Below are 12,577 nucleotides of genomic sequence, written 5' to 3'. Positions count from 1 at the left end.
GCTACGCATGACGAATTTCCCCGAGCATTTCCTGTGGGGCACCGCCACCGCCGCCTACCAGGTGGAGGGCGCGTGGAACGAGGACGGCCGCGGCCCGTCCATCTGGGACACCTTCTCCCACACGCCCGGCCTGGTGGCGGGCGGCGACACCGGTGATGTGGCGTGCGACCACTACCACCGCCTTGAGGAGGATCTCGACCTCCTGGCCGCGCTGGGCGTGGGCGCCTACCGGTTCTCCATCTCCTGGCCGCGGGTGCAGCCCGGCGGCACGGGACCGGTGAACCGGGCGGGCGTGGACTTCTACTCCCGCCTGGTGGACGGCCTGCTGGCCAGGAACATCGCCCCGGTGGCCACCCTCTACCACTGGGACCTGCCGCAGGAACTGGAGGACGCGGGCGGCTGGCCGCACCGGGACACCGCCTCGCGCTTCGCGGACTACGCGCGGCTGATGGGCGAGACGCTCGGCGACCGCGTGCGCACCTGGATCACCCTGAACGAGCCGTGGTGCTCGGCCTACCTCGGCTACGCCTCCGGCGTGCACGCCCCGGCGCGCACCGAGCCGGCCGCCGCGCTGGCCGCCGTGCACCACCTCAACCTGGGGCACGGCCTGGCCGTACAGGCGCTGCGCTCCACCGCCGCCAAGGACGCGCAGATGTCCGTCACCCTCAACCTGCACCACGTGCGCGGGGTGTCCGAGCGGGACGCCGACGCGGTACGGCGCGCGGACGCGCTGGCCAACCGGGCCTTCCTCGGCCCGATGCTGGAGGGCGCCTACCCGCGCGACCTCATCGCCGACACCGCCGCGGTGACGGACTGGTCGTTCGTACGGGACGGCGACGAGGCCACGGCCTGCCAGCCGCTGGACGTGCTCGGGGTCAACTACTACAACCCCACCCTGGTACGCCAGTGGGACGGCGCGAGCCCCCGGGAGACCGCCGACGGGCACCAGGACGGCGCCGCCTCGCCGTGGATCGCGTGCGAGGACGTCGAGTTCGTCAAGCAGCCCGGCCCGTACACCGAGATGGGCTGGAACATCGACGAGACCGGCCTGACCGAACTGCTGCTGCGCCTGCACCGCGACTACCCGGACATGCCCACGATGATCACCGAGAACGGCGCGGCGTTCCCCGACCCGGTGGCCGCCGACGGCCGCGTCCACGACACGGACCGCATCGACTACCTGCACCGCCACCTGACCGCCGTCAGCGAGGCCATCGCGCGCGGCGCCGACGTGCGCGGGTACTTCGTGTGGTCGCTGATGGACAACTTCGAGTGGGCGCACGGGTACGCCAAGCGCTTCGGCATCGTGCGCGTGGACCGCGAGACGATGGAGCGTACCTGGAAGAACAGCGCCCACTGGTACCGCGACGTGGTCGCCACCGGCACCCTGCCCGCTTAGGATTTCGCGCGCCACGCCTGCCCCGAAGGCGTGGCGCGCGCTGGGCCTTGAGCCCCTGCCGAGCACTGTGTGCATCTGCGCGCGACCAACCCCATCGAATCGTCGAGGGGCCGGATGAGAAGTCCTGCGAGGACCGGTCACCCGTCGCCGCTTGATGATTCGTGACCCACAGGTATTGATTGCTCCCCCACCCTCAGGGGTTATCACTTATGCCTACCTAGCAGCTCCCTGGCTAGGACTGGAGCTTCACATCGGAGCTTCGGCTTTCCAGGAGGAGTGCTTCATGGTTTCGCCTCAATCGGCAGGCGCACGCGTCGTCTCGGCGGCATGCGCGGCGTTGGTTCTGAGCGTGTCCGCGCCCGCCATCGCGTCGACGGACAACGCCCCGGTCAGGGTAGGGGACGTGCAGAAGGCGATGGAGGCCTTGGTGAAGTCAGGCCATGTGGTGGGCGCCATCGGCGAGGTGTACGTGAACGGCAAGCGGGCCGGGAAGGGATCGGCCGGCTCCCGGCTGCTCGACGGCGGGGGCGGCGTGATCCCCTCCACCGCCCGCTACCGGATCGGTTCGCAGACCAAGAACATGACCGCCACCGTGGCTCTGCAACTCGTCCAGAGCGGCAAGCTGAAACTGGACGACAAGCTCAGCGAGGTGCTCCCCGAGGTGGCCGAGAGGGATCTGGTGGAACGGGCCGACGAGATCACGGTACGCAACCTGATCCAGCTCTCCTCGGGCATCCCCGACTTCCTCACCCCCGAGATCGACCCGCTCGGCTCCACGATCACCTATCGCCCCGTCGACCTGCTGGCCGCCTCGCGCAAGCGACAACGGCCATCGGAGATCGGGACCTTCAACTACTCCAACACCAATTACATCCTGCTCGGCATGATCATCGAGAAGGTGACCGGGCATTCGCTGGCGACCGAGCTCAAGCAGAGGATCTTCAGCCCGCTCGGCATGCGGGCCACCTACCTGCCGATCAAGGCCGCCGAGGGAATCAAGGGCCCGCATGGGCACGGCTATAGCAAGGATGAGACGGGCAAGCTGCTCGACGCCGACAAGCTCAACGCCACCACCATGCTGGGCGCCGGCGGCGTGATCTCCACCGCGCATGACATCAGCGCCTTCCAACGCGCGTTCAGCCAAGGCAAGCTGCTGCCGGACTCCCTGCGCAAAGTGATCAGCGATCCGGTGCCGGGCCAGCCGTCGCCGCCGCAGGGCGGCCCGTGTATGGGCAAGCCCGCCTTCCAGCCACGTGGCGGCAGCGCCCCTGGCTTCGCCGCCGCGACCTACACCTCCCCGGACGGGCGGCTGCAGTTCGCGGTTTCCGTGACGGTGGCCATGGATGACGCCGAGCGCGGTGCTGTGGCGCAGCGTATCGACCAAGCCCTCGCGTCGGTGTTCTGCCCTGCGACCGCCGCTGGCTAGACCTGTTCTAGGTGTTCTGTCCATGGACGTTGGTGACAGCGAAGGAGCATCGGCGACACGCTGTCGATGACCTTGAAAAGGGTGAGGGCCTTCTGGCGTGGTGTGAGTCGACCAAGATTCACATTGCCCGGAGGCCCTCATGCCCCACCGTAATGCCCCGCTGACCGAAACCGGCAGACTTCGGCTCGCGCGTTGCATCGTCGAAGACGGCTGGAGCATCCGCCGCGCGGCCGAACGCTTCCAGGTCTCCCACACCACCGCCGCCCGCTGGGCTCGCCGCTATCAAGAACTGGGCGTGGCCGGGATGGCCGACCGGTCGTCCCGGCCACGCTGCAGCCCAGCCCGTACCGTGCAGCGGACCGAGCGGCGCATCTGCAAGCTACGCGTCACTCATCGCCTCGGACCCGCCCGAATCGCCGCCCGCTTGGGCCTGTCCCCTTCCACCGTGCACCGGGTACTGGTCCGCTACGGCATGCCACCTCTGACTCACCTGGACCGCGCGAGCGGTTCACCCGTCCGCCGCTACGAGCGTGACCGCCCGGGCGAGCTTGTCCACATCGACGTCAAGAAGCTGGGCAACATCCCCGACGGTGGCGGTCACCGCGTCCTCGGCCGCGCCGCCGGCCGGCGCAACCGCCAGGCCACCACCACCGCCCAACGCAACGCCCACGGCAACCCCCGCCTGGGCCACGGCTTCCTGCACACCGCACTGGACGACCACTCCCGCCTGGCCTACACCGAGATCCTGACCGATGAGACCAAGGAAACCGCCGCCGCATTCCTCCTGCGCGCCCAGACCTGGTTCGCGGCCCGCAACATCGTCATAGAACGCGTGCTGACCGACAACGGCAGCTGCTACCGCTCCCGGCTATGGGCCGAGACCTGCACCTGCCTGGGCATCACCCACAAGCGCACCCGCCCCTACCGCCCGCAGACCAACGGCAAGGTCGAACGCTTCCACCGCACCCTGGCCGACGAATGGGCCTACGCCCGCCCGTACACCTCAGAAGCCGAACGCCGCGCCGCCCTTGATCCCTGGCTGCACATGTACAACCATCACCGCGGACACACCGCGCTGAAGGGCCAGCCCCCCATCAGTCGCGTCACCAACCTCCCGGGGCAGTACATCTAGGCGATGATCGCTGATCAACATAAAAGACCAGGTCATATGGGTATACGACCTGGCCTGCAGGGCGCGCCCTGCAGGATTCGAACCTGCGACCGTCGGATTAGAAGTGGAACGCCAACCACCACCCCGGTCCCCGGCCCGACCTGCACCGCAACCCTTCGGGAACTGGCCGGCCGGGCGCTCCATCCCGCGCATATCCCGCGAGGGCTGCGGGCCCGTCACCCGGCTGAGTTTGGCTGAGGATGGAGGTCAGCACGTCGATCGCAGCAACTCTGCTGTCATCAGGAACCTCGCGCATGGAGGGGATCGCGCTATTGACGGGATCCACGGCTCGGAGGTGGTCAGTCTCGACGGCGTCGAGACCATCACTGGGCTGCCCACCGGAACTTGATCTCGTAGCAGTCCGTCCCACGGAGAGAGTTCACACTTCCGAGTATTTCTGATGCACTTGCAACTGCGGCCAGGTAAGCGTATCGTCAAGTACGGCGGGTTCGAGATCTGGGCCCAGATATGGCCGTGCCCCGGGTGGCGTGCTGAGCAGAGGCGAACCCGGGGCTTACACGGCTAGGTTACCACACGTTCTGTCGCTCCCCCCTGCCCGGAGGAACTGTGAACCCGCAGCTGCCCGCTTGGATGCGTCGCACCCTCTCGGCCCCTCGTCTGGCGCCCTATCTGCTCGCCTCTGGCGCAGACGCGGAGCGCGCGGAACGCTTGTATTACTGGAACGTGGAGGCGGCGGCCGCGTTCTACGGCCCCCTTCACTTCCTCGAAGTCTGTCTTCGCAATGTTCTCCATGACACGCTGAAAGGCCATTTCGCGCGTTCCGACTGGTGGCAGGCCACCGCCCTAGGGGACCACAACGATCGGAAAATTCGGGAGGCGGTTGCCCGTGCCCGGGAGAATGCAGGGCAGTATGCTGGCCGCATCCCTGGCCCGGACGACGTAGTAGCTGAGCTCTCGTTCGGCTTCTGGGTCTCGCTCCTGAGCCGGCGCTACGACCGTACCCTGTGGGTCCCCGTCGTCCACGGTGTCTTCCGTAACTGCCGTGAGACTCGGCGTGCACTCCACGACGGACTCCTGTCGCTTGTCCTCTTGCGCAACCGGATCATGCACCACGAGCCGATCCACCACCGGGATCTTGCCGCGGACTACGCGAAGATCTGCAGAATGCTTGGCTATCTAGAGCCTGGGGTCGCGCGTCGTCTTCCGCATCTGGACCGTGTTGCCGAAGTGCTCGGCCGCAAGAACGGCGTCTGTAGCGGTTCCATGGCACCCCGCTTTTAGGAGACGGTATGACACTTGTATCTCTCGGAGACATCGCTCGCCGTGCCGGGGTCAAGCCGGGAGCCGTTAGCAACTGGCGTCGTCGACATCGGGACAGTTTTCCTGCACCGGTCGAACATGAGGGTCGCGAGGTCTTTCGTGCTGACGAAGTCGCCAGCTGGCTTGATAGGCGCAGAATCGATAGGAGCTCCCTGCGTCCAAACGAGGACGAGGGTCGTACGTATGGTGATCGTTTTCGGGCGACTGGTGAAATATCGAAGGAATCGGAGTCCGCAGAGAAGGCGAGCGGAGTTTGGGCACGGTTGCTGCGACTGCCTTGTTTCCAGGAACTAAGTAGCGAGCCAGACATGCTGCTGGAACTTTTGCTTCTTCGACTTCGGGATGAGCCTGGTTGGGCCGCGCTCAAAGACCGGGCTACTGAAGTCTCGGCACTCCAAGCCCTCAACGAGTTTCTGTGGCGCAAGAACTATGAGCTTAGCTATATAGGTCCCAGGGAGAGAAAGGCACAGATCGCCTTGGATCTATTGAATAGCCTCGATGCCCTCACGCCGCCGACCGGTGATGACGGGTGGTCTGCGCTTGTGGATGGCTTTGTCGAGACGGCATCCGAGTGGCTCGTAAAAGGCGCAGAACACTACACGCCACGTTCCGTCGTTGATCTCATGCTAGGAGCTACCTCTCCCGCAAAAGATGACGAGGTTTGCGATCCATGCTGCGGTAACGGGGGTCTCCTGGCGAGCGTCGCGGGAGTTGTAGAGGGAGCGGTACGTGGGCATGCGCTGTGGAACCGGTCAGCCCGGATGGCATCGTTGACCTTGGCCCTCCGGGGCAGGCGGGGCGAGATCACCCCTGACGCCGCGCCGTCGCCCGAGGGTGTTGAACGCCAATACCGGGTTATCATGTCGAATCCGCCCTTCAACCTGCAACTTGGGGAACGCCCATGGCAGAGCCGCTTTGGGACCGTGCCGCCGAGGAACGCCAACTTTGCCTGGCTGTGTGACGCTTATGAACGTCTGGCACAGGGCGGGCGAGCCGCCGTGATTATGCCTAATGGATCGACATTCTCTCATGGAGCCGAACGTAACATCAGAGCAGCTATGGTCAAGGCTGGAGTGGTTGAGCGGATTATTGCGCTACCTTCGGGCTTGTTTGTCAATACAGGGATCCCAGTGACGCTGTGGGTCCTGCGCAAATCCGGGCCGCAGAACGTACTCATGGTGGACGGTACGGACCTCGGGTACATGGCCGACAGGCCCCAACGTAAGCTCAGCAGCCGCGATATCCAGCTTCTTGCTTCTGCGGAGCCTGGAAAGCGGGCACGTCTGGTATCCCTCACGGAGATCCATGAGCAGGATTACAACCTCAGCCCGGGCCGCTACATCTCTAGGACGCTAGCCCCGTACAACGGTGGAACCCTTGCTGAGCGCTTCCGCAGTCTGGTCGAAGCGGAGCATGCTGTCCAAGCCGCTGATGCGCACGCCCACGAGCAGCTAAAGAAGGTTACTGGATGGAAACAGTGATCGGACCGGTTCCAGATAGCTGGCGCCAACTCCCGTTCGGGGAGGTTGCGAATATCCAAGCTGGGCCCGCGAACATCAAGTCAGATCTCCTACCCCTCGGCGAGGCAGGTGTCCCCGTGCTGACACCAAGCGAGATCAGCTGGTTCAGGGTCACCCGTGAAGCGGCCAGGAGTGTGTCGCCTCAGGCAGCTAAGCGCCTTCAGCGCTATCGCGTCCGTGCTGGGGACCTAGTGTGTGTGCGGACGGGCGACTTGGGACGAGCAGCGTTGGTTGGTCCCGAAAATGACGGATGGGTTTTAGGCACTTCCTGCCTAAGACTGCGACTCGTTAATTCCGTGAATTCGGGCTATGTTCTGCAATATCTCCGTCATCCGCAGGTCCGGGCTTGGATTAAGGGCAACGCTAAATTTTCTACCATCCCCAGCCTTAGCACCCAGGTGCTAGGTGATCTTCCCTTTGTGGCGGCTCCACTCAGCGTTCAGTCCGCCGTTTCGGACATACTTGGTGCCTTGGAAGAGAAAATTGCCGCGCACAGCCAGCTCATCCGGGAATGCGAGCGACTACATGAGTGGTTGCTACCGCGCTTGGTATCTGGGGAGCTGCTTGAGGGAGGCTCCAGCGTCATACGTGACGAGACGTCATAGACCCTTTGAGGGGCGATCCTGCGGGCAGCATTACTGCGGCGGTGTGGTGCTGGAGTTAGCGCGTCGCTAGATGCAGCGCGGCCTGAGTCCCGCCGCTAGACGGGACCGTTCTCCAGCCACATGCCCGGCCTGACCCGCGGAGAGATGGCCAGGCTCTTGCCTCTATGCGTATAAGTGGTCCGTGCTGTAACGGGGCACACGGGTCACAGTGATCTAGTTGGCCGCCATACCTGCCTGGCGAGCCTTTCGGCAACGGGCCGGGGCCTTGTTATGCAGCGAAGGTGTCTTAGGGGCTCGACGGACCTTCAAAGACACGAGCGGGACCGTGACCAGGTTTCCGGTGGGCTGGGGCTGAGGAACGAAGTCGCAGCCCTTCGATCGCCCCAAACCCCGTGCGATGGCCAACCAAAGCATGGCGATCGTCGTGCCGCATATGTGCAGCGGCGGCGCGTCCCTGGTCGGCGGGTGAGGCTTGGTACGGCGGGTGCTCCGTGCGGCGGGCGGCCCGCGTTCCCGCCGCCGGCCGGGACCGGCGTCCACGCCGCACGCCCGGCCAGGCGGAGCGGGCGGCGGGCCGTGCGGCGGCGCGGAGCGCCGTCGCCTTGATCGTTCGAAGGCGGGTTATCCCTGCAACCTTCCTCACGTCGCCTGGAGCCCTAGCATGCAAGACCCGACGCGGTTTAGCGACAGCGAAAACTGGTTCGGCGGATTCTACGAACTGGCCATCAAGATCGGTGACACCAGTGATGAACGTCTTCAAGTAGCGCTGTCGGCCCTCTGGCGAGCTGCCGCCATCGAGGGCTGCTATGGTCGCAATGATCTTGAGCCCAACGAGCAGGACGAGGTGCCCTGTACCGTTTCAGCACTGGCCGAATTCGGTCACCTGCGGGGCACGGTCACGCTTCCGACCGGCCAGCGAGTGGTGTGCGGATGCTTGGCCATCCGTGAGGATGACGGTGCAGACTGGCTCGACTTCTACCTTCCCATGGGTGCCTTGGAACGTGTGGACGAGCGCATCGGCGGGTTCCCCTTCGATGAGAGCAGCGGAGAAGCCTCGTTGACTTGGCGGCACAGCGTGGACAACTGGCTGGCCTCCATCGGCACAAGCATCTTCCACGAGGTGCAGTTTCGACTCGGCTTGATCGGCTTCGAGACATATGGCGACGTTGAAGCATGCCAACTCAATGGCGCGGCTCCCGAAGAACGCTGGATGGGTTACCTCATGCCGACTGATGGGGGTCTTCGCTTTGATCCCGCCAACCGGTGACCTGCATGACAGCGTGGACGTGTTGCTCCGCGTCTACGCACGTGCATCGACGGGCAGCGGGAGATCGCAACAGCGGATCGCCGAGGCGCTGTCGGCGTGGAAATGATCTACCCTCGGAGGGTTGCGGTCATCCCGTGGCCCTCCGTTTTTGTGCCTCTGACCTGGGCAAACGTCGCTGTTTTCATCCCGCGTATATCCCGTGAGCACCCGCTGAGGGCTGCTTTCGGTGGCATCCGGCTGCGGGTGGTGTCACATGCCGATCAACGTAAAAGACCAGGTCAGCGGGTGGGTGACCTAGTCTGGAGGGCGCGCCCTGCAGGATTCGAACCTGCGACCGTCGGATTAGAAGTCCGGTGCTCTATCCAGCTGAGCTAAGGGCGCTCTCGGCTAATTGTGCATGATCTGGCGGGCGCCCGCGTACCGCTGGGGACGCGGGCCACGTGCCGGCGTGTCCGCCATCCCGGATTGTACGGGGTGGCGGGAGCGAGGTTGCTCGTCGCCAGCGGGCCGGTCAGGGGTGTCGCAGGGCTGCTGTTCGTACGACGATCCGGCCGGTGTCGTCGCGGTAGGCGTCCATCAGGACCGGGCCGTAGACGTAGTCCGGGTACGGGAAGGCCAGGATGTCGAGCTGGGCGGTGCGGATGGTGCCGTGGCTGCGCGCCGGCATGGTGTCCAGCGCCGCCATCAGCCCTCGCTGCGCCGTGTCCCGTACCCGGGTCACGCCGCGTACGCCCCGCCCGCACGGGGCCTCGGCATCCCAGGTCCACAAGACCGGCGGCGTGCTCTCCTCACGGCGTGGTCCGGAGGTCTGGCTAGGGTTGGTCATCGGGTCAGGACCTCGATTCCTGATCAAGGGCCCGTCGTGGTGGTCGTGCACCGTGGCGGGCTCGCTCTCCGCGCACGGGAAGGGCGTGAAACAACGCTCCGTCCGCACTCGAATTCGGACGGTCACCATGGTGTGTCGGCTCCGCCATGCCAACTGCCACAGGTTGTGGCACTGGGACGCAAGGTCAGGTCACGCCGACCCACTCGGCGAAGCCGATCAGCGCCTCGCCGGGGGAACGATGGAGCCGCAGGAGGGACTCGACGTCCTCGCGTACCCATTGATGCTCGCGTGTGTGCAGCGGAGCGATGCGGCGGGCCATCCGCAGAGATTGGAAGGCGGCGGCCGGGCGGCCCGCCCACAGTTGCGCCCTGGCGACCTCGATGTGGAAGCCGCTGCGGCGTTCGGCCGGCATCTCGTCTGGAGGTGTCCAGGTGGCGGCCAGTTCCAGCGCGGGCTGTAGCCGACCCAGGCCGACCGCGACCGACACCTCGTGGATCCGTACCGAGGACGGCCCGAACGCGGTGCCGTGGTAGATGCCCTCCGGGACGAGGTCGCCGAGGCGACGCGCTTCGGCCAGGTGCCGCGTGGCGGCGTCGGGGGCCGCGGTGCGGGCGGCGATGACGGCGGCCCGCATGTGGAGGGCACCCAGGACGCCGAGATGGCGTGGAGAGCGACCGGGGCCGAGACGGTCGATCTCTGCTTCGAGAGCACGTAGGCCGGCCTGGTAGGCGCGTGCCGCGAAGAAGGTCTCGGTCTGTACGTAGGCCGTCGATGCCCGTAGGAGGGGATCTCCGGCCGCTGTCGCGGTGGCGCGCATCAGATCGATCAGACGTGCTGACAGGTCCAGGTAGCGGTACTTGTAGGCGACCGCGTCGGCCGAGCGGCATGTGGCGACGAGGAGCGGGGCGAGGTCGCGAGGCAGGTCACCGCCGCTGTGCAGGCCGCGGATGAGTTCGGCGAGGAGGTCGGGCAGGGTGTGGGACAGCCGAACGTACTGAGCATTCAGCCGCAGGACGACGAGTTCCTCTACAGCGGTGCGCAACAGAGGGACGGGACGCACCGGGCCGTCGTCGGGGAACTCGTGGGCGGCGATCAGCATCCGAATCGTGGGGATCGACTGGTGGACGCGCCCGTCCAGGCGGTTGCCACCGCCGAGGAGGTGGGCGGGATCCACACCGAGCGCGCTGGTGATCGCGTCCATGATCGCGTCGCTCGGGTTGCGGCCGCCCTGCTCGATCTTCCTGATCATGCTCAGCGAGACGGCGGACGCCTGGGCCAGGTCGGCCTGTGACATGCGGCGTGCCCGGCGGATCGCGGCGATGCGCCTCCCTAGACCGCCGCTGTCACGCGCCGAACGCACTGCCGTTCCGTCCGCGCGCCAGCAGGGCGGGCAACTCGGCGATGCTGTCGATCCGCCAGTCGGCCGCGGCGCGTACCGCCGGGTCGTCGCTCCACAGATGTCCCCACGGGCCGCGCCGGATAAGGCAGGCTCGCAGCCCGAACGTCCTGGCCGGGGCGATGTCGTTGGCCGGATGGTCGCCGACGTACAGGATCTCGTCGGCGGGTGTATCGGCGAGGCGGACCACCTGCTCGAAGAACCCCAACTCGGGTTTGGCCACCCCCCACTCCTGGCTGGTGGCGATGGCGTCGGCCGGGAGATCCATGGCGCGTAGGAGATCACCCGCCCGTTTGGTCTGGTTCCCCGCGACGCACACGCGCAGCCCCATCTCCCGCAGAGCCAGCAGGCCAGGCCGGACATCGGCGTACAGGTCGCTTTCGTCGAGGTGCTCGCCCTGACCGGCCGCCTCGCGCGCTCGTCGCTCGGCGTTCAGATCGATGCCGGGCCGGGCGAGGCGCAGGGCTTCGGCGTTGTCCATACCGAGCGCGGTCACAGCGCCGACCATCGCCGAGAGGGTGTGGCGGGGGATACCGAGCCAGTCGGCCCAGGAGCCCCAGTGCCGATCGTCGCGGACCAGCGTTTCACCGATGTCGAACACCACGGCCTTCACGGTGTGAGCGTAGGACAGCCGAGGGGCGCGCGGCCTGCAATGGAGTACCTGGCGCACCCGGTGATGGCGTAAGCGTCCAGGGGGCTCTCTGGGAGGTGGGCCGCCGGCGGGCCGTTTGGGGCGGCTCGCCGGCGGGGTGGGGTGGCCGGGATCAGAAGTTCTTGGTGCGGACGTACCAGGGGGACTTGCCGGCCAGGTCCGACAGGATGTACGAGCGGGCCGTGGCGTTGCCGTTGAGCGTCATGTCCAGGAACTGGACCACCGTCGTCATGCCATCGGTCCGCTGGGAGCCGGTGATGAAGCCGGTGTGACCGGCCTGCGGGTGCTCGGCCAGCACGGCGGGCACCTGGACGAGGTCGTAGTTGGCCCGGGTGTTGTCGTAGGCGATGTCGGAGGACCCGCCGTCCATGAACAGCACGGGGGTGTGCAGCTTGTTGAGCTCCGAGCGCGAGTACCCGAACGAGCCGTCGGCGAACAGCCCGCTGTCCAGCGAGATGACGCTCTTGACCCGCGAGTCCTGGCCGGCGATCAGGGCTTCCAGTCCGCCGCAGGAGTGGCCGGCGGTGGCGACCTTGGACAGATCGAGGCGCTGGTAGAGCGGCGAGCCGCTGCGGGCGTTCTCCTGCTGGGCCCAGGTGATCGCGTCGGTCAGCAGCGACGGGATCGGGTTTCCGCTGGCCACTCCGTTGGCGGAGCCGTCGACCGACGCGGTGTCCACCACGACGAATCCGCGGGCCGCGATGAACGTCAGCGCCTGGACCACCTCGCTCCCGTCGGTGTGCGCGCAGGCGCCGTTGCCGAAGGCCAGCACGGGCATGGTGCCCGCGACGGCGGCGGGGTTCGACGGCCGGTACACGGTGTAGCGGTTGGTGCCGTAGGCCCCTTCACGGGTGACCGCGTAGTTGTTGTTGATGACGGGCCCGCCCGGCGAGGTGGGAGTGGGCGTGGGCGTCGGGGTGGGGGTGGGTGTCGGGCTGGGGTTTCCGGATCCGCTGTTCCAGGTCCACTTCTGGTTGTTGCCGCCGTGGCAGGAGTACAGCTGGATCAGGGTGCCGTTGGCGGTGCCCTGGCCG

At 66.5% G+C, this 12,577-nt stretch carries 11 protein-coding genes and 1 tRNA gene; 7 read left to right on the top strand and 5 right to left on the bottom strand.

The features are described from left to right. Positions 1 to 7 precede the first annotated feature (7 nt). The 7 genes from IEY93_RS32355 (at position 8) to IEY93_RS32325 (ending at position 8,669) form a co-directional block, all read left to right on the top strand. On the top strand, positions 8 to 1,399 hold the full coding sequence (locus IEY93_RS32355) for a GH1 family beta-glucosidase (protein WP_189166967.1): 1,392 nt from the start codon (positions 8 to 10) through the stop codon (positions 1,397 to 1,399). A 283-nt stretch (positions 1,400 to 1,682) separates the two neighbouring features. Next, complete coding sequence (locus IEY93_RS32350) at positions 1,683 to 2,825, top strand: serine hydrolase domain-containing protein (RefSeq protein WP_189166966.1); 1,143 nt, start codon at positions 1,683 to 1,685, stop codon at positions 2,823 to 2,825. Positions 2,826 to 2,964: 139 nt separating this feature from the next. Continuing rightward, a complete protein-coding gene (locus IEY93_RS32345; protein WP_189166965.1) occupies positions 2,965 to 3,957 on the top strand; it encodes an IS481 family transposase in 993 nt (330 codons plus the stop codon). Positions 3,958 to 4,563: 606 nt separating this feature from the next. Further along, on the top strand, positions 4,564 to 5,238 hold the full coding sequence (locus IEY93_RS32340) for a hypothetical protein (RefSeq protein WP_229691662.1): 675 nt from the start codon (positions 4,564 to 4,566) through the stop codon (positions 5,236 to 5,238). 347 nt (positions 5,239 to 5,585) lie between these two features. Further along, a complete protein-coding gene (locus IEY93_RS32335; RefSeq protein WP_189166964.1) occupies positions 5,586 to 6,758 on the top strand; it encodes an N-6 DNA methylase in 1,173 nt (390 codons plus the stop codon). Beyond that, positions 6,746 to 7,402: a restriction endonuclease subunit S gene (locus IEY93_RS39850; protein ID WP_189166963.1), complete on the top strand. Its 657-nt coding sequence runs from the start codon at positions 6,746 to 6,748 to the stop codon at positions 7,400 to 7,402. Before IEY93_RS32335 ends, IEY93_RS39850 begins: the two co-directional genes overlap by 13 nt. A gap of 661 nt (positions 7,403 to 8,063) precedes the next feature. After that, positions 8,064 to 8,669 (top strand): hypothetical protein, encoded by a 606-nt coding sequence (locus IEY93_RS32325; RefSeq protein ID WP_203968072.1) that lies wholly within the window; start codon positions 8,064 to 8,066, stop codon positions 8,667 to 8,669. A 307-nt stretch (positions 8,670 to 8,976) separates the two neighbouring features. On the opposite strand, the gene IEY93_RS32320 is transcribed toward IEY93_RS32325, so the two are convergent. The 5 genes from IEY93_RS32320 to IEY93_RS32300 all read right to left on the bottom strand — a co-directional run. Continuing rightward, positions 8,977 to 9,050, bottom strand: a tRNA-Arg gene (locus IEY93_RS32320). Between the two features lie 130 nt (positions 9,051 to 9,180). Further along, on the bottom strand, positions 9,181 to 9,495 hold the full coding sequence (locus IEY93_RS32315) for a hypothetical protein (RefSeq protein ID WP_189166962.1): 315 nt from the start codon (positions 9,493 to 9,495) through the stop codon (positions 9,181 to 9,183). A gap of 184 nt (positions 9,496 to 9,679) precedes the next feature. Continuing rightward, positions 9,680 to 10,855 (bottom strand): helix-turn-helix domain-containing protein, encoded by a 1,176-nt coding sequence (locus tag IEY93_RS32310; protein ID WP_229691661.1) that lies wholly within the window; start codon positions 10,853 to 10,855, stop codon positions 9,680 to 9,682. Then, a complete protein-coding gene (locus IEY93_RS32305) occupies positions 10,839 to 11,504 on the bottom strand; it encodes an HAD family hydrolase (protein WP_189166961.1) in 666 nt (221 codons plus the stop codon). The genes IEY93_RS32310 and IEY93_RS32305 overlap by 17 nt, the downstream gene beginning before the upstream one ends. A 151-nt stretch (positions 11,505 to 11,655) precedes the next feature. Beyond that, on the bottom strand, positions 11,656 to 12,577 hold a 922-nt coding region (locus IEY93_RS32300; protein ID WP_189166960.1), incomplete at its 5' end, for a poly(ethylene terephthalate) hydrolase family protein.

This window comes from Sphaerisporangium melleum (genome assembly GCF_014646695.1).
Classification (GTDB): Bacteria; Actinomycetota; Actinomycetes; order Streptosporangiales; family Streptosporangiaceae; genus Sphaerisporangium; species Sphaerisporangium melleum.
Note: the sequence above shows the minus strand (reverse complement) of the source record. Positions and strands in the feature narration are given on the sequence as shown.

Excerpts from the sequence above, each read along its gene's own strand:
- IEY93_RS32355 (WP_189166967.1), top strand. The coding sequence starts at position 8 with ATGACGAATTTCCCCGAGCATTTCCTGTGGGGCACCGCCACCGCCGCC.
- IEY93_RS32350 (WP_189166966.1), top strand. The coding sequence starts at position 1,683 with ATGGTTTCGCCTCAATCGGCAGGCGCACGCGTCGTCTCGGCGGCATGC.
- IEY93_RS32345 (WP_189166965.1), top strand. The coding sequence starts at position 2,965 with ATGCCCCACCGTAATGCCCCGCTGACCGAAACCGGCAGACTTCGGCTC.
- IEY93_RS32335 (WP_189166964.1), top strand. The coding sequence starts at position 5,586 with ATGCTGCTGGAACTTTTGCTTCTTCGACTTCGGGATGAGCCTGGTTGG.
- IEY93_RS39850 (WP_189166963.1), top strand. The coding sequence starts at position 6,746 with ATGGAAACAGTGATCGGACCGGTTCCAGATAGCTGGCGCCAACTCCCG.
- IEY93_RS32325 (WP_203968072.1), top strand. The coding sequence starts at position 8,064 with ATGCAAGACCCGACGCGGTTTAGCGACAGCGAAAACTGGTTCGGCGGA.
- IEY93_RS32315 (WP_189166962.1), bottom strand. The coding sequence starts at position 9,495 with ATGACCAACCCTAGCCAGACCTCCGGACCACGCCGTGAGGAGAGCACG.